Source organism: Solicola gregarius, from assembly GCF_025790165.1.
GTDB classification, from domain to species: domain Bacteria; phylum Actinomycetota; class Actinomycetes; order Propionibacteriales; family Nocardioidaceae; genus Solicola; species Solicola gregarius.
Window position 1 is genome coordinate 3,099,909 of record NZ_CP094970.1, and the last position, 21,407, is coordinate 3,121,315.

Sequence of the window (21,407 nt, forward strand, 5' to 3'; positions counted from 1 at the left end):
GGAACCTCGTGGTAGCGGACACGGAGTTGCCGACGCTACCAGTCGGTTCTGCGAAACCAAGAACGCGCGAGATGTGCCGATCGTCACGGCGTCACACCGTGCTCCTCGAGCACGGTGTAGGGGTCGACGCCGTCGTCGCTGCCGCCCGGATGGACCTCGAGGTGGAGGTGCGGGCCGGTGACGTTGCCGGTCGATCCGACGGTGCCCATCGGATCGCCGGGATCGACGGTGTCGCCGACCTCGACGCTCTGATCGGTCTGGTGGCAGTACCAGAGCTCGGTGCCGTCGTCGAGCGTCAGGATGGTGCGGTTGCCGTACGCCGGGTCGTACGCCGTGTCGGTGATCGTGCCATGGGCAACGGCGACGAGGGGCGTACCCGACGCCGCGGCGAAGTCGAGACCGGTGTGATACCCCGACGACCAGTAGGGGCCGGCCTCGCCGAACGTCGCGGTGATCCGGTAGCCCGCGAGCGGGAGCACCCATTGGGTCGCCTTGAGCTTCTTCGCCTGCTGCTGGGTCTTTGCCGCCAGCTCCTGGAGCGCCTGGCGACGCTGTACGGCCTGCTGCTCGGCCTGCTCCTCGAGCAGCTCGCGGTCGGCGTCACGGCTCGGGTCGAAGGCGCCGACGTTCGGATCGCGTGACGTCAGCGATCCTGCGGCGGCGACGTCGCCGCTCAGCGCGGGGTACTGGCGGCCGGAATCCGAGTCGCTGCCGGTTGCGGGCCCCAATGTCACCGCACCGACGCCGGCGATCACCAACGCCGTCGCGCCCGCGGCGATCGGCATCGAGAAGGCCGGTAGGGTGCGCTTCTTAGCCGTCGGTGCGGCGTGGGAGCGCTGCTTGTACGCGCGCTTGCCCCCCGTTGGTTTGGGGGCGCGGTGCGATGTGCGGGAGGCGCGTGATGGCGCGGCCTTGCGCTTCGGTGCGCGGCGCGACGGCACGAAACGAACCTCCGGATTGCGGGCAAGACTCGCCAGAGAATAACGGAAACGATACTGCGGGGGAAGCCCGGGCGTCCGCGGGTTGCGGATCGGGCCCGCCCCACGGCCCAGATTACCCTTGACTCAGCGTCATCACCCGAACGCGTTCTGCGATCTCATCGGGGTGGGTACGCGCCACCCAGTGCCCGGCATCGACCTCGTGCAGCGTGAGGTCGTCGACGAACTGCGGGAGCCGGTGGTAGAGCGCAGGTATCAAGAAGTCGTCGTGGATCGGCAGGATCACCTGGACGGGCACGGAGGTGCTGGCCGGTCGTTGGTGTCGCATCCGACCAATGGCATTCGCGCGATAGAGGCCGACGCCGTTGGCGCCGTCCTCGGCGAAGGTGGCGGGCCAATGCGGGTCGTCGCCGAGGCGCTGGGAGCGGTTGAGCGTCTCCTGCAGCCGGCCGCCGAACCGGCGGAAGACCCACTCGGGTACGAGCGGCACGTGGAACGCCGCGATGTACCAGGAATGGGCCGCCTGGCGGAGTGCGTCACGGGAGTGACCGGTCGTACGCGCCGTTCGCATGAAGTCGCCGAAGTGGTCGAGTGACGGCCCGCTGATCGACGTGAAGGAGGCGATGCGGCCACGCAGGCGGTCGTCGGTGGCCTCGCTGGTCACCGCGTCCCACAGCTGTACGGAGCCCCAGTCGTGCCCGATGAGGTGCACCGCGCCGCTCGGCGCGTGCGCGTCGAGGACGGCGACGAGGTCGTCGACGAGCCGGCTCGTCCGGTAGCCACTGCGATCGCGTGGCGCCGTCGACGCTCCGGCGCCGCGTACGTCGTACGTGACGACGAAGTGGTCGCTGCAGAGCCGCTCGGCGAGGGGGTCCCACATCTGTTGTGTGTCGGGGAATCCGTGCACCATGACGAGCGTCGGGCCTGAGGCGTTTCCGCCCGTACGGACGGCGAGGCCGACCTCGCCCGACCTGACGGTGTGCTCTGCCATTGCTCTCCTTGGGTCGCGGCGGTGACGTACCCGAATGTCGTGGGCGAATCCGACGGGACTAAAGTCCACAACGCCTACGGAGCATATTCCCCGGTCGTGTGGCCACGACAACTCTCCCCGAGCATCCGGTCAGTCGCCAGCTTTAAGGACGGACAGCACAGTGGATTTGATGGAGTACCAGGCGAAGGAGCTCTTCGCCAAGCACGAGGTGCCAGTGACGCTCGGCGTCGTGGCCGAGACGCCCGCCGACGCGAGGGCGGCGGCCGAGCAGCTGGGCGGCGCCGTCGTCGTCAAGGCTCAGGTCAAGGCCGGCGGCCGCGGTAAGGCCGGCGGCGTCAAGCTGGCGAAGACCCCCGACGAGGCCGAGGCCCGTGCCGGAGACATCCTCGGGATGCAGATCAAGGGCCTGACCGTCAACCGCGTGTTGATCGCTCCCGCCGCGCAGATCGCCGAGGAGTACTACTTCTCCTTCCTCCTCGACAGGTCCAACCGCTCGTACCTCTGCATCGCGAGCGTCGAGGGTGGCGTCGAGATCGAGGAGGTCGCGAAGACCAACCCCGACGCCGTCAAGCAGATCTCGATCGACGCCGGCACCGGTGTCGACGAGGCGAAGGCCCGCGAGATCGTCGCCGAGGCCGCGTTCCCGGCCGAGCTGACCGACCAGGCCGTCGTCATGGTGCAGAAGCTCTGGGACGTGTTCACCCGTGAGGATGCGACGCTCGTCGAGGTCAACCCGCTGGCCCGGCTCGAGGGCGACGTGCTCGAGGCACTCGACGGCAAGGTCTCGCTCGACGAGAACGCCGACTTCCGCCACGAGGGCCACGCCGCGTTCGAGGACAAGGCCGCCGCCGACCCGCTCGAGGCGAAGGCGAAGGCGAAGGGTCTCAACTACGTGAAGCTCGACGGTGAGGTCGGCATCATCGGCAACGGCGCCGGCCTCGTGATGTCGACGCTCGATGTCGTCGCGTACGCGGGTGAGAGGCACGCGGGCGTCAAGCCCGCCAACTTCCTCGACATCGGCGGTGGTGCGTCGGCCGAGGTCATGGCGAACGGCCTCGACGTGATTCTGAACGACCCGCAGGTCAATGCGGTCTTCGTCAATGTTTTCGGCGGCATCACCGCATGCGATGCGGTCGCCAACGGAATCGTCGGCGCGCTCGACCTGCTCGGCGACGAGGCGACCAAGCCGCTTGTCGTACGACTGGACGGCAACAACGTCGAGGAGGGGCGCCGGATCCTGACCGAGCGCAGTCACCCCCTCGTGACGATGGTGGACACGATGGACGGCGCCGCGGACCGCGCGGCCGAGCTGGCGAGCCGCTGAGGAGGCAGAGATGTCAATCTTTCTGAACAACGACTCCAAGGTCATCGTCCAGGGCATCACCGGGAGCGAGGGCTCGAAGCACACGGCGCGGATGCTCGCCGCCGGTACCCAGGTCGTGGGCGGCGTGAACGCCCGCAAGGCCGGCACCACGGTGCAGCACGGCGACGTCGAGCTGCCCGTGTTCGGCACGGTGCAGGAGGCCATGGACAAGACCGGCGCCAACGTGTCGGTCGTGTTCGTCCCGCCGGCGTTCACCAAGGACGCCGTGATCGAGGCCATCGACGCCGAGATGCCGCTGCTGGTGATCATCACCGAGGGTGTCCCCGTGCAGGACTCCGCGGAGTTCTGGGCGTACGCCAGCGAGCCGGGCCGCAAGACCCGGATCGTCGGTCCGAACTGCCCGGGCGTCATCACGCCGGGCGAGGCGCTCGCCGGGATCACCCCGGCGAACATCACCGGCTCGGGCCCGATCGGGCTCGTCTCGAAGTCGGGCACGCTGACGTACCAGATGATGTTCGAGCTGAACGACTTCGGCTTCTCGACGGCCCTCGGCATCGGCGGCGACCCGATCATCGGCACGACGCACATCGACGCCCTCGAGGCGTTCGAAGCCGATCCGGAGACCAAGGCGATCGTGATGATCGGCGAGATCGGCGGCGACGCCGAGGAGCGGGCCGCCGACTACATCAAGGCGAACGTCTCCAAGCCGGTCGTCGGGTACGTCGCGGGCTTCACCGCACCCGAGGGCAAGACGATGGGCCACGCGGGAGCGATCGTGTCGGGCTCGTCCGGCACCGCCGCCGCGAAGAAGGAGGCCCTCGAGGCCGCCGGCGTGAAGGTCGGCAAGACGCCGTCGGAGACCGCCGAGCTGATGCGGGAGATCCTGAAGAGCCTCGGCTGACAGACAGCCTGAACGGCGCATTGTCGCGGGTCGCGCCCGCGGCAATGCGCCTTTCGTATATACAGGCGCGGCGGAGGGAGCGTCGATTGGCATCGGACGGAGATCGTCAGAAGCGGGCCCGTGACGACGACCGGGATCGAGTCGTCGCCGCGCTCGACGATGCGTACGTCGACGGCCAGATCGATGCCGACGAACGCGAGGCGCGGATCGCCGCGACGCTGAGTGCACGTACGCTCGCGGAGCTCGACGCGGTGCTCGCCGATCTCCAGGTCGAGAACGTCCTGCCGGAGCCCGAGCCGTCGAGCTCGAGGGCCCCGGTCATCGCGGCGGTTGCCGCCGTCGCCGTGCTCGGCTTCATCGGCTGGCAGATCGTCGGCGACGGCCCGGAGCCGCCCGACTCGTCTATCGGGTCCGTGAGCGAGGCGGAGTCGGCGGTCACCGGCGAGGACGTGGTGATGTGGAGCGACGTCGAGAATGAGCTGAGCGCCGCGGCTCCTTCGGGCAAAGGCATCCGCGTGCCGGAGATCCAGGGGTGGTCGGGTAGCGAGGAAGACATCAGGGCGCTGATCGACGCATATCGAGAGAAGCGTGGGGATTACGTCGTCGAGGCGTCGTTCCGTCCGGAGTACGCCACCTTGAGCGAACCCCTCGGTGGCGCGGATCCGACCAGCCAGGTTTGGTCGTACTACCCCCATGACCCGATGTTGCGTTCATCGGCTGCCGCGTCTGATGGTGTACGTGATCGGGTTCTGGTCGACCTGCGCGACCTCAACCTGGACCAGCTGTTCGCGAACTTCGAGTACGCGTTGACCGAGTTGAATGTCGAGGACGCGCAACTCCTCTACATCAGCGTGAACGAGTGGAACGGCGCTCCGCAGATCCAGATCTACGTCAGGGCGAAGAGGTACTCGAACGAGGTCGGGTACTTGAACACGACGCTGGAGGGTGAGAGAACCAGCGTGGTCGCGCACGACGGAGCCTGAGGTAACTCCGTCCCGAGTGGCGCAGATCGGTTGTTCACAACGCCGGTCGACAACAAACATGCGCCTCTCGCGGTGTCCGGGTAGCGCGCACGCCACCCCGGGGTGTAGCCAGCCCTACCCCAGATCGGGCCCTCGGCAGATGTTGACGCGCGCGCCGCGCAAATAGCGTCAGGGGTGTTCGGGAGACCCGCTCCGGACGGGGGGCGGAGCGGGACGTACGGACGAACATCCACCCACCTGCACCCTCTGAGGAGACCCATGTTCGCGTGGATCGGACGCCGCGTCGTCCACCATCCATGGCTCACGATCCTGGTCTGGATCGTCGGAGCCGTCACGGTCGCGTCGTTGGCGCCGTCGCTGGACACGACCCAGGACCAAGCCGACTTCCTGCCGCCTGCGTACGAGTCGGTCAAGGCGGCAGAGATCGCCGACACGTCGTTCCCGAGCGACAGCGACCCGGCCGCGATCTTGGTGTTCAAGCGTGCCGACGGCGGCAAGCTCACCGCTGCCGACCAGAAGCAGATCACCTCGATGGTCGACGACCTCGACGCCAACGACTACGGCGATGTGAAGCAGATCGTCACGGGCCCGGAGCAGGTCGCGCCGGACGGCACCATCATGCTGGCCAATGTCGTACCGACCAGCGACTCCGACTCGGTCATCTTCGGCGAGACGATGGCCGACTCCGTACGCGACCTGCGCGCCGATTCTGCGGAGCTGCTCGCCGACTCCGATCTCCAGATGGGCGTCACCGGAGATGCCGCGTCGAGCCTCGACGAGCTCGAGGCGACGGGGGATGTCGACCAGATGATCATGCTGGCCACGCTCGGCCTGATCGTGGTGTTGCTGTTGGCGATCTTCCGCAGCCCGATCATAGCGATCCTTCCGATCGCCTCGATCGTCGTCGCGATGGTTGCGTCCACGGGCCTCATCGGGTGGGCGAGTGATCGGTTCGACCTGCAGGTCGATACGAGCATTCAGCAGCTGTTGATCATCGTGCTGTTCGGTGTCGGCGCCGACTACTTCCTGTTCCTGATGTTCCGGTTCCGCGAGCGGCTACGCGCCGGCTCTGAGCCGAAGCAGGCGATGATCGAGGCCGTGGCCAGGGTCGGCGAGGCCATCACGTCGGCCGCCGCAGTCGTGATCATCGCGTTCATGGCGCTCGCGCTCTCCACGCTCGGCCAGCTGCAGGCGTGGGGGCCGGCGCTCGCGATCGCCGTAGGAGTCACCCTCGCGGCCGGCCTGACCCTCGTACCGGCTGTGGTGTCACTGCTCGGTACGAAGGTCTTCTGGCCGTCGAGGTCGTGGCAGCGCGTGCCCAAGGAGCGGGTCGCGGGCAGGCTCGGCGCGCTCGTCGCGCGCCGGCCGAAGGGGGTCGCGGCGGTCGCCGGTCTGATGATGGCCGTGCTCGCGATGCTCTCGGCGGGCTTCGTCGCCGAGTTCGACCAGTCCGACTCCGGCCCGCAGGACACCGAGTCCGCGAAGGCGCTCGACGATCTGGAGTCCGGCTTCGCCGCCGGGCGTACGCGACCGACCGACATCCTCGTCAAGTCCGACGATGGTGGATCGCTGGATCCGGCCTCCGTCGAGACCATGGGTCAGAGGCTCGCGGAAGTCGACGGTGTCGGCGACGTGTCGCCGGCGGAGATCAGCCCGGACGGCTCTGCCGCGCATCTGTCCGTCGTACTCGACGACGCACCCGAGTCCGGCGCTGCGAGGGACCTCGTCCGCGGCGACCTGCGCGACGTCGTCCACGACTCCGCACCGGACGGGTCCGAGGCGTACGTCGGCGGGCTCACGTCGGTTCTCGTCGACATCGAGGACGCGGTCAATGTCGACTACAGGGTGGTGTTCCCCGTCGCCGCCGTCTGCATCCTCGTCGTACTCGCGCTGATGCTGCGTAGCGTGGTCGCGCCGTGGTACCTGATGGCGTCCGTTGCCCTTGGGTTCCTGGCCTCACTCGGCTCGACGGTGTTCGTCTTCCAGGAGCTGAAGGGCGAGAGCGGGCTGCTGTTCAGCCTGCCGCTGATGATGTACCTGTTCGTGGTCGCGATCGGCACCGACTACAACATCCTGATGGTCGCCCGACTACGGGAGGAAGCCCGCCAGGGGTACGAGCCGCGCGCCGCAGCGAGCCTCGCGGTCAGGCACACCGCCCCGACGATCGCCGCGGCAGGGCTCATCCTGGCCGGTACGTTCGGTGTCCTGCTCCTCGCCGAGAACGTCACGCTGCAGCAGATGGGCTTCGGCATCTCGATCGGCATCCTGATCGTGGCGTTCGTGATGGCGATGTTCCTGACGCCCGCGCTGACGGCCCTCGTCGGCCACAAGGCGTGGTGGCCGGGCCATCAGGACCGCGGTCCGCAGCGTGAGCCCGCCCCGGAATCCACCTACGTGGGCGCCCGGTAGCGTCACCATCACAATGGGCAAGCTGTGGCATCTCGGCAGGGCGCGCGCCGTACGGTCGGCGCGCGTCCTGCCGTTCCTCGCCGTCGAGACGGGCGCATCGCTCATCTCCCTCGCCTGGCTCTTCGTGCTGATCATCATGGCGTTGGCGACCGTGCCGGGTTGGCTCGCACTGCCGTGGGGCGTCGGCGTGCTGCGGCGGCATGCCGATGTGGCTCGCCGCCGCGTCGGGCGGTTCTCCGGGCGAGCGATCGACTCGGCGTACGTGCCCCTCACCGGTAACTGGTTCGCTCGCGCGCAGGTCGCGTTCCAGGACCGCGCGACGTACCGCGATCTACTGTGGCTCGTCGTGCACGGCCTCCCTGGGTTCGTCATCGGGCTGGTCGGCGTGGTTCTGCCGCTCTCGGCGCTCAGCGACATCATCGTGCCCGCGTACTGGTGGGTCTTGCCGGCGGACGAGCCGGCCGCGCCGGTGTTCGAGGTGACGAGCTGGCCGCTCGCGTTCGCCACCATGGTTTTCGGCATCGCACTCATGGCGGTCGCGATCCTGGTGCTCCCGGCCCTTGCTGCAATGCGCGTGTGGTGGACGAGCAGGATGCTGCAGCCCAATCAGCAGGCGCTGCTGACCCGGCGCGTCTCCGAGCTGACCGAGAGCCGCGCATCGGCGCTCGAGGCGCACGGTTCGGAGCTGCGACGGATCGAACGCGATCTGCACGACGGCACCCAGAACAAGCTGGTCGGCGTCGTCATGCATCTCGGTATCGTCGAGCGCTCGCTCGGGCGTAGCCCCGACCAGGTACGCCCGGTGTTGCTGAAGGCGCAGGAGGCCGCGGAGACGGCCCTCGCGGAACTGCGTGACGTCGTACGCAACATCTACCCGCCGGTCCTGGACGAACGAGGTCTCGGGGGAGCGCTGGCCGCGGCCGTCGCTCGCTGCCCCGTCGACACCACGCTGACCACCGAGGGGCTGCGGCGGGCACCGATCGCGGTCGAGTCGGCCGCGTACTTCGTCGTCTCGGAGGCGCTGACCAATATCGCGAAGCACAGCCGAGCGATGCGGGCGTGGGTCACGGTTGCGACCGTCGACGACAGGGCCGGGGATCGCGTCGTGATCGAGGTCCACGACGATGGGGTCGGCGGTGCGACCGACGACGGCGGCACCGGACTGCCGGGCATCCGACGCCGGGTCGAAGCATTCGAGGGAGTTTTCGAGATGACCAGTCCCGACGGCGGTCCGACGACGCTGCATGTGGAGATCCCATGCGGGTAGTGATCGCCGAGGACGACGCGCTGCTGCGTCAGGGCCTCACCCTGCTGTTGTCGAACGAGGGCATCGAGGTCGCGTACGCGGCGGACAACGCGGACGACGTGCTCGCCCGGCTGCCCGAGCTCTCCCCGGACGTGGCCCTGCTCGACGTACGCCTCCCGCCGACGTTCAGCGACGAGGGCCTCAGGGCCGCCGTGGAAGCGCGGCGGATGATGCCCGAGCTGGCGATCCTCGTGCTTTCGGCGTACGTCGAGGACAGCTACGCCGCCGACCTTCTTGCCGGCGGAGCCGCGGGCATCGGCTACCTGCTCAAGGAGCGCGTCGGGAAGGTCGACAAGTTCCTCGATGCGCTGCGACGGGTCGTCGACGGCGGCACGGTCATGGATCCCGAGGTCGTCTCGCAGCTGATGGTGCGGCGGCGCACCGACGATCCGCTGCATGCGCTCACGCCGCGCGAGCGCGAGGTCCTCGCACTGATGGCGGAGGGGCACGCGAACGCGCGCATCGCCGAGCTGATGTACGTCTCGGAGACCGCGGTCGGCAAGCACATCGGCAACATCTTCGCCAAGCTCGGGCTGTCACCGGCCGAGTCCGGGCACCGGCGGGTGCTCGCCGTACTCGCCTACCTGCGGGCGCACTGAGGCGACGTCAGCCCGCCGAGGTGGCGAGGTCGGCGGGCAGCGATACCAAGTTCACTTGGTATCGCTGCACCTCCCTAGGCGTTGGTGCCTGGGGAAGTGAGCTAAACCAAGTGAACTTGGTATCGCTGCACCCGGCCGTCGGTCACTCGGCGGGCGTACGGAGCCGCGCACCCGCCCGCGCGACGAGGCGGTCGAAGTCGGCCGGTCGCATGTCGTACTTGTCGAGCGGGGCGAACGTCACCTGCGCCACGCGCCCGCCCGCGCGTACCAGGCCGAGGCGGTAGTCGACCGTGTGCTTGTCGTCGACCTCGAACGTGAGTCGCCAGGTGTTGCCGGTGATGCCCTTGGAGGCGATCCGCTTGCCATCGTGAACCTTCGCCGTGAGGTCGTCCTCCTCACACTTGCCGATGCGCCCGATGGCGTCGCGCATGAAGGCGACGGCCGCCTTCTGGTTCTTGAAGTCTCCGACCGTCTGGGAGATGCCGAAGGGCGACTGCGCGTCGGAGAGCGCCGGCTCCTCGGGTATGACGAAGGTACGCGCCTGCGCGCTGTCGATCGTCTTGCCCTTGAACTCGGCCTTGTCACAGGCGGTCGCGGACGGGTTCGGATTCGCACCCTCCGGGTCCGTACCGACCCACATCTTGTCGACGTTCTTGACCGGAGGCAGGTCGACGACGCCGAGGAACTCCGGCGCAGTGCTGGTGGCCGGCGGCAGCGACGGCCGGACCTTGCCGGGCTTGGCGCAGCCGCGGTCGTCGTCGTCGCACAGCGGCGCGAGCGACTCGTCGACAGCGCGGGAGAACTTGTCGACGTTTGCCCCGCGGTTGCCCTTCGCGGAGTGCACGAGTGTCGTCGTCACCAGCTCCGAATGGGTGACGCCGATGGTGTACGTGCGCGTCGGATCGTCCCAGCGGCGCATCTGCATCATCACGGTCTCGCGGCCGTCGTGACGCAGGGTGTACGACCGCATCAGCTGCAGACGGGGAACGGAGCAGTCGGCGTACCAGCTCACGGTGCGGCGGTATCCGGCCTCGGCGCTCTTCTCGTCGCGAGAGACCTCCAGCGACTGCACGGCGTACTGGCCTGAGTCGTCGTCCGGCGCGAACGTACGCACCCAGCCTCCGGCCGCGCGAGGATCGGCGAACCGCTGCGGCGTACACGTCGACAGGTTGTCGCGCTGCCTCATCCCGCTGCTCGTGTCGGTGGCCTTCCACGGCTTTCCGTCGATGTCACGCAGCTGGGAGTCGTCGAGCATGTCGTCGTCGGCCATGGGCAGCTCGTCGGGGTCGGCGAGCTGGCGCGCGTGTGGACCGGCGGCGTCGGCGGCGTTGTCGAGCGGGCCGCCCTGAGTGACGACGACCCCGGCACCGACGACCGCGAGCACACCGGCGGCGATCACTCCGACCGTACGACGGCGCCCACGCCGCTGGGCGCGGCGGCGGGCCAGGGAGGGGCGCTCGAAGGGCACTCCGTCGGTCACGGCCCGCAGGTCGCGCAGGCGCGCCTCGATCGACGGGCGGTCGGTGCCGAGCCGGCGCTCGAGTGCGGCACCGGCGGTGTCCGTCGCCGACGCGACGGACTCCTCCGTGACGCCGACCTCCCGGGCCGCGTCGTCGGGGCCGAGCTCACCGATGGTCTGGAGCACCAGCAGACGCCGGGCGTTGGCGGGGAGCTCGTGCAGGGCGTCGAGCAGCTCCTGGTCCTGGCCGTCGGAGTGCTTGCGCCGGCGCAGGTGCGGGCGGCGATGCAGCACCGACTGGCGCCAGGCCTCCGAGCGCACGAACGCGAGCGGGTCGCGCGAGCGCACCTTCGACCATCCCTGCCACGCCCTGGAATACGCGTCCTTGACCGAGGTCGTGGCGATACCGAGATCACCGGACAGCGCGTACACCTGGTGGAGTACGTACTGGCGGGTGGAGTCGTAGAACGAGTCGAACTCCTCGACGCGGGTCATCCACCCCTCCTTCGAGTGCACAGGGACGCCGTGTGATTACTGAACGTTTCGTGTTGCTGCACGCGGAGCAACCCATACGACCGTAGAGGATGCGCCATGCCCACCCAACCGTGGGCGACGTTGCCTCCGACACACCGGCGTGTTGGCAGAGACCTGGCGGGATTCGCCGGGGACGATGGAGCGGTGAGGAGACAGCGACGGACGAACGCGACCGGTAGCGCGCTGCGATGACGACCGTACGAGAGCGGGCGGAGGCTGCAGCGGCCCTGGCGCCCGAGGTGCCGCGTCGCCCGCCGGTCCTTTCGGGGGTGCTCGCCGCCGGCGCCGTCCAGCTCGGCGGGGTGGTGCTGTGCGTCGGTCTCGCCGTCGTGGTGTGGCTCGCCTCGGGTGCCGGTTCGATCTCGGCGGCGATGCAGATCGGTGCGGGGTTCTGGCTGGCGGGCCATGGTAGTGCCGTGTCGGTCGGCGGCATCGCGATCACGGTCGTACCGCTCGGCGTACCGCTGCTCGCCGGTGTCGCCGTCGCGTACGCGGCCTACCGTCTCGGGCCGGAGTCGATCACCCAGCGTGAGGTCGGCACCCTGATGCTGAGCGCCGCCGCGACGTACGGCCTCGCGCTGGCTGTGACGGCCCTCGTGGCGTCCTCGCCTTCCGCGTCGTTCTCGGCGGTACGCGCCGGGCTGGGCGGATTCGCGCTCGCGGGGCTGTCCGCGTTCGTCGGTGCCATGTGCGTGGACGGTCGGCTGCGCGAGGTGTGGGAGTCAGCGCCGGGGTTCGTGCGCGGTGTCGTCTTGGGCGCCGGGTCGGCGTGCGGGGCATTGTTCGGTGCCGCTGTCGTGCTGCTCGCGTACCGGCTGATCGTGGGGTTCGGCGAGGTACACGACTCGTTCTCGCGGCTCGCCCCGGGCACGATCGGCGGCGCGGCGATCGTGCTCGTGTGTGTGCTACTCCTCCCGAACCTCCTGCTGCTGGCCGTCAGCGTGCTGCTCGGGCCCGGGTTCGCGTTCGGCACGGACACGTCGGTGACTGTCGTCGATGTGCGGCTCGGTGAGCTGCCGATCTTCCCGGTGACCGCCGCGCTGCCCGATTCCGGTACGCCGCCCGGCTGGGTGGCGGCACTCATGGTCGTACCGCTGCTGGCCGGCCTGGTGGGCGGTGTCGTCGCCGGTCGAGCGTTCGACGATGCGTCGATCTACGACGCGATGGTGCGTGGCGCCACGGCGGGTGGCGCCGCCGGCCTGCTCGTCGGTCTCGTGGTCATGTGTGCGGGCGGCGCCGTCGGTCCGGGGCGGATGGCCGACGTGGGCGCCGCGATGTGGTGCATGCCGGTCGCCGTCGTCGCTCTGACGGTGGGCGGCGCACTGGGCGGTGCGCTGGGGCACTATCGTGAGCAGCGGTCGTAGCGCCCAACAGAAAGTGCCTTCGTGCCCGTGTCATTTGGTCCTGTCGTGGACCGACCAGCGCGCGTCGTAGTCCTGGTCTCCGGAGCCGGCACCAACCTCCAGGCGCTCCTCGACGCGAGCCGCGGGTCGGCGTACGGCTGTGAGGTCGTCGCCGTCGGCTCCGATCGGCCCGGCGTACACGGGCTGGAGCGGGCCGAGAGCGCGGGCATACCGACGTTCGTGGAGTCGCTGCGCGATCATCCGCACCGCGAGAGCTGGGACGCTGCCCTCGCCAAAGCGGTCGCGGCGTACGAACCCGATCTCGTCGTCCTCGCGGGGTTCATGCGGTTGACCGGTCGCGCCTTCCTGGCCGCGCACGGCGGGCGTACGGTCAACACCCACCCCGCACTGTCGCCGTCGTTTCCGGGCATGCACGGCCCGCGCGACGCACTCGCGTACGGCGTGCGGGTCACTGGCGCAACGCTGTTCATCGTCGACGAGGGCGTCGACACCGGGCCGATCGTCGCGCAGGTCGCCGTGCCGGTCGAGTTCGACGATGACGAGGCGACGCTGCACGAACGCATCAAGGTCGCCGAGCGGGCAATGCTCGTCGACACCGTGGGCCGGATGGCCCGCGAGGGGTACGTCATCGACAACAGATTGGTTCGGTTCGCAACGTGAGCACGACAACAGACGATGGTCGCCGGCCGCTGCGGCGCGCCCTGATCTCGGTGTACGACAAGACCGGACTCGAGGAGCTCGCGAAGGCATTGCACGACGCGGGAGTCGCGCTGGTCTCGACCGGTTCGACGGCCGGTCGGATCGCCGACGCGGGTGTTCCCGTCACCAAGGTCGAGGACCTCACCGGGTTTCCCGAGTGCCTCGACGGGCGGGTGAAGACGCTGCACCCGAAGGTGCACGCGGGCATCCTGGCCGACCGGCGGCGAGAGGACCACGAGCGGCAGCTCGCCGACCTCGGCATCGAGCCGTTCGACCTCGTCGTCAGCAACCTCTACCCGTTCGTCGAGACGGTGAGGTCGGGCGCGGAGCCCGACGAGGTGGTCGAGCAGATCGACATCGGTGGGCCGTCGATGGTGCGCGCGGCCGCCAAGAACCATCCGTCGGTCGCGATCGTGGTGTCACCCGACCGGTACGCGGACGTGGTGACGGCCGCCACGAGCGGCGGGTTCACCTTCGAAGAGCGCAAGCGGCTCGCGGCCGAGGCGTTCGCACACACCGCTTCGTACGACGTGGCGGTCGCGTCGTGGTTCGCGAACCAGTACGCGCCGGACGGCGCGGGATTCCCGGCGTGGACCGGCGCGACGTGGGAGCGTCAGGCGGTGCTCCGGTACGGCGAGAACCCCCATCAGGGCGCGGCGCTGTACCGGCACTGGCGTGGTGGCCTTGCGGCGGCCAAGCAGCTGCACGGCAAGGAGATGTCGTACAACAACTACGTCGATGCCGATGCCGCCCGGCGGGCAGCAGCGACGTTCGAGCAACCCGCCGTCGCGGTGATCAAGCACGCGAACCCGTGCGGCATCGCGGTCGGCGTCGACGTCGCCGAGGCGCATCGTCGTGCGCACGCCTGCGATCCGGTGTCGGCGTACGGCGGCGTGATCGCCGTCAACGCGCCGGTTTCGGTCGCGATGGCCGAGCAGGTCGCGGAGGTCTTCACCGAGGTCGTCGTCGCGCCCGCGTACGAGCCCGGTGCGCTCGAGATCCTCGGCCGGAAGAAGAACATCCGGCTGCTCGAGGTGCCGGCCGACGAGTTCCCCGACCCGGTGGAGTTCCGGGGTATCAGCGGTGGTGTGCTGATGCAGCAGGTCGACCACGTCAATGCCCCTGGCGACGACCCGGGCACCTGGACCCTCGCGGCCGGCGATCCGGCGCCCGATGACGTACTCGCCGATCTGGCGTTCGCCTGGCGGGCGTCCCGTTCGGTGAAGTCGAACGCGATCCTGCTCGCCCGCGGCGGCGCCGCCGTCGGGGTCGGGATGGGTCAGGTCAATCGGGTCGACTCGTGCCGGTTGGCCGTCGAGCGGGCCGGTGCCGACCGAGCGCGTGGCTCGGTTGCGGCGTCGGACGCGTTCTTCCCGTTCCCCGACGGCCCGCAGGTGCTGGCGGAGGCGGGCGTACGCGCGATCGTGCAGCCGGGCGGCTCCGTACGCGACGACGAGGTCGTCGAGTACGTCCGCTCCGCCGGCGTGACGATGTACTTCACCGGAACGCGGCACTTCTTCCACTGAGATCCGCGCGTCCTGTGCGCTCAGCGGGCGGTGCGGCGGGCTGTGAACGCGACCGCCGGGTGGCGCATCGTGAACCGCCCGCCCGCAGCGTCGATCGCCGCGCCGACGCCGTCCAGCACGGCGGACAGGGTCTCGGGCGAGAACGTCGCCGCGGCCCCTGAGGTCGGCAGGAAGTCGAGATACTCGTCGCGGGTCGTCTCCTGCTCCCGGACGTAGTTCCACGTCTCGGGCTCGGCGAAGTCGCCGGTACGGCGAACTCCCTCGACGGCCTTGTCGACCATGGCTGTGTACGCGCTCCCCGCGGCGTTCGCGCGGTGCAGCATCGGCATCTCGGGTACGAACCGGCGATAGACGGCGGCGAACTCCTCGGCGAGATCCGTCGGTGGCTCGAAGGAGTTCCAGAAGATGGCGAGGCGACCGTGCGGACGAAGCACCTCGGCGGCCTTCGCCGCACCGGCGACCGGGTCGATCCAGTGCCAGGTCTGGCCCGATACCACCGCGTCGAAGGTTCGTCCGGCCGGGTCCCACTGCTCGAATGCGGCGACCTCAGCATCGAGGCCGCGCTCACGGGCGTACGCCGCCATGCGTTCGTCGACGTCGACTCCGAGCACTGCGCACCCGGCGCGCTGAAGCTGTCGCGACGCGATGCCGGTGCCACACCCGACATCGAGCACGTCGATGCCCGGCCTCTCGGCGACGATTCGCTTGATCAGGCCCGGCGGATAGCTCGGCCGCGTGCGGTCGTACCGCTGCGGATCGGTGCCGAACGACTCGGCCATGTCCCGTGCCTGGTGGGGTTGCCGCGGTGTCTCCGCGGGTTCCTTCGACGGTAGAGTGGGCATGCGCCCACCATAATGGGCGCATGCCCACTCGGGCAACGGCACCGAGCCGCACGAGACCGGAGGAGAGACCGATGCCGACCGGTGTCGCAATCCGGGATCCGCGCCAGCAGCTGTTCGACGCTGCCGAGCGCATTCTGCTGCGCGACGGCATCAATGCGCTGACCAGTCGCGCGGTCACGGCTGAGGCCGGCTGTGCCAAGGGCGTACTCCACCGGCACTTCGCCGACTTCGACGGATTTCTCGCGGAGCTCGTACTCGACCGCGTCCGCCGCGTCGGCGACCAGGCCGACCGCCTGCTCGAGTCGGTGGGCCGTGGGGCCGTCGTCGACAACGTCGGTGATGCGCTGACCGAGGTGTTCGAGTCCGTTGCCGTGTCGATCGTCGGTCTCATCACCACCCGCGACGCACTTCGTGACCGCCTGCGCGAGGCCGGACAGTCCGGCGTACCCGTCCTGGGGCAGGCGACGGTGATGCTCTCCGGCTACCTCGCCGCGGAGCGCGACCGCGGCCGCATCGCCGCGGACGCCGACGTCGATGCGATCGCCCTCGCGCTGATCGGCTCGGCGCACATGCACTATGCGGGTAGGGCGAGTGGGCGCCCGAATCCTCGGGAGGTTCGCCGGCTCGTGACATCGCTGCTCGGCGGCAGCCTGCTCGAAACTCGTTGACGTCGGCAGGCCCGCCTGGCACCGTTGAACCATGCTCACCTGTCGATGTTGAGTCACTGAAGCTCGCCCGGGCGGCACCCGATGAGGGCCGTCCCGCATGCCCTTGCAGTACGCGCGCTCGCGTACTTCTCAGTGCGCGACCTGATCCCGCTGTACGCGGTGTACGCGCTGCTGTTCGCCGACCACGGACTGTCGACGGGTGAGATCTCGTCGCTGTTCGTGATCTGGTCGGTGACGGCGTTCGCGGCCGAGGTGCCATCGGGTGCGTGGGCGGACACGGTGCCGCGCCGGCGGCTCCTCGCGCTCAGTTCGTTGATCTATGCCGCCGGGTTCGCGACCTGGATCGTCGCGCCCGGGTACGCGGGATTCGCCACCGGTTTCGTGCTCTGGGCATTGAGTGGCGCGCTGATGTCGGGGACGTACGAGGCGTACCTGTACGACGAGCTCGCCGCACTCGGGGCGGCCACGTCGTACCCGCGGCTGCTCGGCTTCGCCCACTCGCTTGCGATGGTCTGCAACCTCGTCGCGACGATCTCAGCAGCGCCGCTGATGGCGCTCGGCGGATACGCCTTCGTGGGATGGGTGAGCGTCGCTGTCGCGCTGGTGCAGTTCGGCGTCGCGTTGACCCTTCCGGCGGCACCGCGCGTGGCATCCGCGCGGGGCAGGTCCGACGAGGGCGTCGGGCGGAGGTACGTGCACATGCTGGTCTCCGGCCTTCGGGAGGTACGTCGCGTGCGTACGGTCCGCAACGGGGTCCTCCTGGTTGCCCTGCTGCTCGGCACGACCGCGTACGACGAGTACTTCCCGCTCGTCGCCCTCAACAAGGGGACCGAACCGGCGGGCGTGCCGATCCTGATCGCGCTCGTCGTCGCCGGTCAGGCCATCGGTACCGCGCTCGCGGGACGTACGGCCCGGATCGGCGCGAGGACGATGGCCGTGCTCGTCGCGATCGCGGGCGGGCTGCTGGTGACCGGTGCGCTGATCGCGCAGCCGCTCGCGTTCGTCGCGATCGGCATCGGGTACGGCGCGGTGAACAACGCGATCATCGTTGCCGAGGCGCGGCTGCAGGACGCGATCGAGGGCAGTGCGCGGGCGACCGTGACGTCGGTAGCGGGACTGTCCAGCGAGCTCGCGGCGGTCGCGATCTTCGCCACCTTCGGTGCGTTGTCGACGCGCCTGAGCGAGTCGGCGAGCTTCGGGGTGGTGTGTGGGTTGGTGGTCGTGGTCGCCGCCGTGACGCCGCAGTGGCTGCCGCGCCCGCCCACGTACGTACCCGAACGCGTCGAGGAGGCGTGACCGCCGGGCTCAGCCGGCCGCCGCGTTGGCGCCGAGCCGACCGAGGATGCTGGTGCGTTCGTCCTTGTCGAGGAGGTCGGCCACAATCAGCGAGCGCAGCGTGCGGAACAGGATCGTCGCTTCTTCCTGGGTGGTGTGGCGTTCGCTGAGGCGGTCGAGAGCGTGGCCGGCAACGAGCGCGATCGCCGAGGTCGCGATCCGCTCGGGGTGGCGGGCACCCAGCCTGGTCAGGAGGCTGGCGGCGACGTCCTCGAGCGACTCCAGCATCCGGATCATGGTGGGGCGCAGCTGCGGGTCACGGGCTGCGGCAAGCAGGATCGAGAGCTGCGTGGTGACGAGCTCGGTCGGCCGGGCGGCGAGGATCTGCGCGATCAGGTCGACCGGGTCCGGCGGCACCGTGCCGATCGACTCGGCGGCGGTCGTCAGGCCTTCGAGCTCGGTGATCCAGTTCTCCAGGTGCCGCAACAGCGCCTCGCGTACGAGCTCGTCGATCGACGAGAAGTAGTACGTCGTACTCGCGGTCGGCAGACCGGCCCGGGCCGCAACGGCGCGATGGGTCACCCCGCGCGTACCCGACTCGGCGAACAGCTCGATCGCCGCATCGAGGAGCGCGTCTCGTCGTTCGCGGCTGCGCTCCTGGCTCAACCGTGCACGGATGGGCATCGCGTCAGCTCCTGGACGTGTGGCGTTTACCCCGCGATTGCCCATTCAACCACCTGCGAGTGCCGTCGCGACCCTGGATCGCCCCAACACGGCCACGAGCTCGGGCGAGCGTCTTGGGCACACGTGATCTGTGGTCTGGCAGACTTCCATCCGTGACGGCACAGATCCTGGACGGTAAGGCGACCGCGGCAGCCATCAAGGACGAGCTGCGCGCCCGGGTGACGAAGCTGGCCGAGCGCGGTGTCGTGCCCGGGCTCGGCACGATCCTGGTCGGCGACGACCCCGCGAGCCAGCAGTACGTCGCGGGCAAGCATCGCGACTGCGCACAGGTCGGCATCGAGTCGATCCGGGTCGACCTGCCCGCCACTGCGGCGCAGGCCGACGTCGAGGCCGCGGTCGCGCGGCTGAACGCCGATCCGACCTGTCACGGCTACATCGTGCAGCTGCCGCTGCCGAAGGGCCTCGACGAGAACCGCGTACTCGGACTCGTCGACCCGGTCAAGGACGCCGACGGACTGCACCCGACGAACCTCGGCTGGCTGGTGCTCGGCAAGCCGGCGCCGCTGCCCTGTACGCCGCGCGGCATCGTCGAGCTGCTGCGTCGGCACGGTGTCGAGATTGCCGGCGCCGAGGTGTGTGTGATCGGGCGCGGCATCACCGTCGGGCGTCCGATGGGTCTGTTGCTCACGCGGAGGAGCGAGAACGCGACCGTGACCCTGTGCCACACCGGCACCCACGACCTGACCTCCCACGTACGCCGCGCCGACATCGTCATCGCGGCCGCGGGCGTGCCTGGGATCGTCGCGGCAGACATGGTCAAGCCCGGTGCGGCGCTGCTCGACGTGGGCGTGAGCCGCGACGCATCCGGCATCGTCGGAGACGTCGACCCCGCGGCGAGCGAGGTCGCCGGTTGGATCTCGCCCAATCCCGGTGGCGTCGGCCCGATGACGCGGGCACTGCTGCTGACGAACGTCGTCGAGGCCGCCGAGCGAGCCGCCGAGTGATGCGGATCGTGTCGCGTCACCTGCCACTGGGCACCGCGGTCTACGTACTCGCGGTCGTGGTCGTCGCGGCCGGTCTCGCGGTCCTGGCCGCCGGTCCGTGGCGCGTCGGAATGTCGATGTGCGGAGGGGCGTTTGCCGCTGCGGCGGTCGCGCGGATCGCGATCCCCGAACGCACGGTCGGCCTGCTGCGCGTACGCCGGCGGGTGATCGACGTGCTGTGGATGGGCGCACTCGCGGGCCTGATCATCACGCTGGCGATCGTGATCCCGTCGCAGCCGTCCCCGTAACGCTGAGGAGAGAGTTCTGGCCCTGTGAGGAGAGAGTACGTAGTCGATCGCGACCGACGACGCAGTCTCTCCTCACAGGGCCAGAACTCTCTCCTCAGCGTCAGATCAAGCCGAGCGAGGCGACGGCGTCGCGCTCGTCGGTGAGCTCCTGCACGGTCGCGTCGATGCGACCGCGGGAGAACTCGTTGATCTCGAGGCCCTGGACGATCTCGTAGGAGCCGTCCTTCGTCGTCACCGGGAACGACGACACGATGCCCTCGGGCACGTCGTACGAGCCGTCCGACGCGACCGCCATCGAGAGCCAGTCGCCGTCGGCACTGCCCCGCAGCCAGTCGCGGGCGGCGTCGATCGTCGCCGAGGCGGCGCTGGCGGCCGAGGAGGACCCGCGCGCCTCGATGATCGCGGCACCGCGCTTGGCCACGGTCGGGATGAAGTCGTTCTCGACCCATGCCTGGTCGTCGACGACCTCGGCGGCGTTACGTCCGCCGACCTCGGCGTGGAAGATGTCGGGGTACTGCGTTGCGGAGTGGTTCCCCCAGATCGTCAGCTTCTTGATGTCCGTGACGGCGGCACCGGTCTTCGCGGCGAGCTGGGAGATCGCCCGGTTGTGGTCGAGCCGGGTGAGCGCGGAGAACCGCTCCTGCGGGATGTCCGGCGCGTTGCGCATGGCGATCAGCGCGTTGGTGTTCGCCGGGTTGCCGGTCACGCCGACGCGTACGTCGGATGCGGCGCTCGCGTTGAGCGCCTTGCCCTGTGCGGTGAAGATGGCGCCGTTGGCCTCCAGCAGGTCGCCGCGCTCCATGCCCTTCGAGCGCGGGCGGGCGCCGACGAGCAGCGCGAGGTTGGCGCCGTCGAACGCGACGTTCGCGTCGTCGCTGGTCTCGACGCCGGCGAGGAGCGGGAACGCGCAGTCGTCGAGCTCCATCACGACGCCCTCGAGAGCCTTCAGCGCCGGCGTGATCTCGAGCAGCCGCAGCTGAACGGGAGTGTCGGGTCCGAGCAGGGCTCCGCTGGCGATGCGGAACAGCAGGCTGTAGCCGATCTGGCCGGCCGCGCCGGTCACGGCAACCTTGACAGGGGTGTTGCTCACGTCGGTCTCCTCGCGATGTCAGGCGCACCTCTCGTACGCTCGATCGACGCTAGCAACACGGCTCGGGCGCCGGTCCGCCCGGTCGCCCGTCGGGTGGCTGGGTACCGTACGTGACCATGAGCCAGCCTTCGGAGCAGAACCCCGGCGCGATGATCTTCGACCAGACCCAGATCGGCCGTGGACTCAAACCTCTTGCCCAGCACGGATTCGTCGTCATCGAGAACGGTTCGATCACGCTGTACGACAGCAAGCAGCAGCCGATTCACGGCGGTCCCCTGTCGGAGACGACGGCGAAGAAGGTTCCCATGACGGGAGGTAAGTCGTTGTCGGTGAACATCGCGGGCGAGAAGTTCAACGTCTCACCCGGTTGGGGCGACCTGAGCGGCCGGTTCGCCCTGAACCGCTCGATCAACTCGGCCGTGAAGGCGCTGAAGTACCTGATCGACAACGACGGCCGGATGCCGGACCCGGCGTAGGCGGTTTCGTCGACCGACGCGGCCGCCGATGTTCCTCCGCGCTTCGGC

At 69.4% G+C, this 21,407-nt stretch carries 20 protein-coding genes; 14 read left to right on the top strand and 6 right to left on the bottom strand.

The window, feature by feature from the left end:
- Positions 1 to 83: 83 nt before the first annotated feature.
- Both L0C25_RS15265 and L0C25_RS15270 read right to left on the bottom strand, forming a co-directional pair.
- Positions 84 to 941: a M23 family metallopeptidase gene (locus L0C25_RS15265; RefSeq protein WP_271632532.1), complete on the bottom strand. Its 858-nt coding sequence runs from the start codon at positions 939 to 941 to the stop codon at positions 84 to 86.
- A 112-nt stretch (positions 942 to 1,053) separates the two neighbouring features.
- Positions 1,054 to 1,929 (bottom strand): alpha/beta fold hydrolase, encoded by an 876-nt coding sequence (locus tag L0C25_RS15270; protein ID WP_271632533.1) that lies wholly within the window; start codon positions 1,927 to 1,929, stop codon positions 1,054 to 1,056.
- A 160-nt stretch (positions 1,930 to 2,089) separates the two neighbouring features.
- Between L0C25_RS15270 and sucC the strand changes: the two genes are divergently transcribed.
- The 6 genes from sucC to L0C25_RS15300 all read left to right on the top strand — a co-directional run bounded on the left by sucC (position 2,090) and on the right by L0C25_RS15300 (position 9,451).
- Positions 2,090 to 3,253, top strand: a complete 1,164-nt coding sequence (gene sucC / locus L0C25_RS15275; RefSeq protein ID WP_271632534.1) for an ADP-forming succinate--CoA ligase subunit beta — start codon at positions 2,090 to 2,092, stop codon at positions 3,251 to 3,253.
- A gap of 10 nt (positions 3,254 to 3,263) precedes the next feature.
- On the top strand, positions 3,264 to 4,154 hold the full coding sequence (sucD, locus tag L0C25_RS15280) for a succinate--CoA ligase subunit alpha (protein WP_271632535.1): 891 nt from the start codon (positions 3,264 to 3,266) through the stop codon (positions 4,152 to 4,154).
- A gap of 86 nt (positions 4,155 to 4,240) precedes the next feature.
- Positions 4,241 to 5,137 carry a DUF1707 SHOCT-like domain-containing protein gene (locus L0C25_RS15285; RefSeq protein WP_271632536.1) on the top strand — a complete coding sequence of 299 codons (897 nt, stop codon included), beginning with the start codon at positions 4,241 to 4,243 and terminating at the stop codon, positions 5,135 to 5,137.
- Between the two features lie 258 nt (positions 5,138 to 5,395).
- A complete protein-coding gene (locus L0C25_RS15290) occupies positions 5,396 to 7,546 on the top strand; it encodes an MMPL family transporter (protein WP_271632537.1) in 2,151 nt (716 codons plus the stop codon).
- A gap of 13 nt (positions 7,547 to 7,559) precedes the next feature.
- Positions 7,560 to 8,813 (top strand): sensor histidine kinase, encoded by a 1,254-nt coding sequence (locus L0C25_RS15295; RefSeq protein ID WP_271632538.1) that lies wholly within the window; start codon positions 7,560 to 7,562, stop codon positions 8,811 to 8,813.
- Positions 8,804 to 9,451, top strand: coding sequence for a response regulator (locus L0C25_RS15300; RefSeq protein ID WP_271632539.1), 648 nt, complete (start codon positions 8,804 to 8,806; stop codon positions 9,449 to 9,451). The genes L0C25_RS15295 and L0C25_RS15300 overlap by 10 nt, the downstream gene beginning before the upstream one ends.
- 142 nt (positions 9,452 to 9,593) lie before the next feature.
- On the opposite strand, the gene L0C25_RS15305 is transcribed toward L0C25_RS15300, so the two are convergent.
- On the bottom strand, positions 9,594 to 11,405 hold the full coding sequence (locus L0C25_RS15305) for a SigE family RNA polymerase sigma factor (protein ID WP_271632540.1): 1,812 nt from the start codon (positions 11,403 to 11,405) through the stop codon (positions 9,594 to 9,596).
- A 227-nt stretch (positions 11,406 to 11,632) separates the two neighbouring features.
- Between L0C25_RS15305 and L0C25_RS15310 the strand changes: the two genes are divergently transcribed.
- The 3 genes from L0C25_RS15310 to purH are packed head-to-tail and all read left to right on the top strand — an operon-like array spanning position 11,633 to position 15,033.
- The gene (locus L0C25_RS15310; RefSeq protein WP_271632541.1) at positions 11,633 to 12,808 is read left to right on the top strand and encodes a cell division protein PerM; all 1,176 of its coding nucleotides are present in this window, start codon (positions 11,633 to 11,635) and stop codon (positions 12,806 to 12,808) included.
- 45 nt (positions 12,809 to 12,853) lie between these two features.
- On the top strand, positions 12,854 to 13,468 hold the full coding sequence (purN, locus tag L0C25_RS15315) for a phosphoribosylglycinamide formyltransferase (RefSeq protein ID WP_271632542.1): 615 nt from the start codon (positions 12,854 to 12,856) through the stop codon (positions 13,466 to 13,468).
- The gene (purH, locus tag L0C25_RS15320; RefSeq protein WP_271632543.1) at positions 13,465 to 15,033 is read left to right on the top strand and encodes a bifunctional phosphoribosylaminoimidazolecarboxamide formyltransferase/IMP cyclohydrolase; all 1,569 of its coding nucleotides are present in this window, start codon (positions 13,465 to 13,467) and stop codon (positions 15,031 to 15,033) included. The genes purN and purH overlap by 4 nt, the downstream gene beginning before the upstream one ends.
- A 20-nt stretch (positions 15,034 to 15,053) precedes the next feature.
- Here purH and L0C25_RS15325 read toward each other — a convergent pair whose 3' ends face one another.
- Positions 15,054 to 15,875, bottom strand: a complete 822-nt coding sequence (locus L0C25_RS15325; protein ID WP_271632544.1) for a class I SAM-dependent methyltransferase — start codon at positions 15,873 to 15,875, stop codon at positions 15,054 to 15,056.
- Positions 15,876 to 15,946: 71 nt separating this feature from the next.
- Here L0C25_RS15325 and L0C25_RS15330 point away from each other — a divergent pair, with 71 nt between their 5' ends.
- Both L0C25_RS15330 and L0C25_RS15335 read left to right on the top strand, forming a co-directional pair.
- Positions 15,947 to 16,543, top strand: a complete 597-nt coding sequence (locus L0C25_RS15330; RefSeq protein ID WP_271632545.1) for a TetR/AcrR family transcriptional regulator — start codon at positions 15,947 to 15,949, stop codon at positions 16,541 to 16,543.
- A gap of 81 nt (positions 16,544 to 16,624) precedes the next feature.
- The gene (locus L0C25_RS15335; RefSeq protein ID WP_271632546.1) at positions 16,625 to 17,839 is read left to right on the top strand and encodes an MFS transporter; all 1,215 of its coding nucleotides are present in this window, start codon (positions 16,625 to 16,627) and stop codon (positions 17,837 to 17,839) included.
- Between the two features lie 9 nt (positions 17,840 to 17,848).
- Here the strand turns inward: L0C25_RS15335 and L0C25_RS15340 are convergent, their stop codons facing one another.
- Complete coding sequence (locus L0C25_RS15340) at positions 17,849 to 18,502, bottom strand: TetR/AcrR family transcriptional regulator (RefSeq protein WP_271632547.1); 654 nt, start codon at positions 18,500 to 18,502, stop codon at positions 17,849 to 17,851.
- 152 nt (positions 18,503 to 18,654) lie between these two features.
- On the opposite strand from L0C25_RS15340, the gene L0C25_RS15345 reads away from it, so the two are divergent.
- Positions 18,655 to 19,506, top strand: a complete 852-nt coding sequence (locus L0C25_RS15345) for a bifunctional methylenetetrahydrofolate dehydrogenase/methenyltetrahydrofolate cyclohydrolase (protein ID WP_271632548.1) — start codon at positions 18,655 to 18,657, stop codon at positions 19,504 to 19,506.
- 8 nt (positions 19,507 to 19,514) lie between these two features.
- Positions 19,515 to 19,793, top strand: a complete 279-nt coding sequence (locus tag L0C25_RS15350) for a DUF3017 domain-containing protein (protein ID WP_271632549.1) — start codon at positions 19,515 to 19,517, stop codon at positions 19,791 to 19,793.
- Positions 19,794 to 19,893: 100 nt separating this feature from the next.
- On the opposite strand, the gene L0C25_RS15355 is transcribed toward L0C25_RS15350, so the two are convergent.
- A complete protein-coding gene (locus L0C25_RS15355) occupies positions 19,894 to 20,883 on the bottom strand; it encodes a malate dehydrogenase (RefSeq protein ID WP_271632550.1) in 990 nt (329 codons plus the stop codon).
- Between the two features lie 116 nt (positions 20,884 to 20,999).
- On the opposite strand from L0C25_RS15355, the gene L0C25_RS15360 reads away from it, so the two are divergent.
- Positions 21,000 to 21,359: a hypothetical protein gene (locus L0C25_RS15360; protein ID WP_271632551.1), complete on the top strand. Its 360-nt coding sequence runs from the start codon at positions 21,000 to 21,002 to the stop codon at positions 21,357 to 21,359.
- The last annotated feature ends 48 nt before the right edge of the window (positions 21,360 to 21,407 follow it).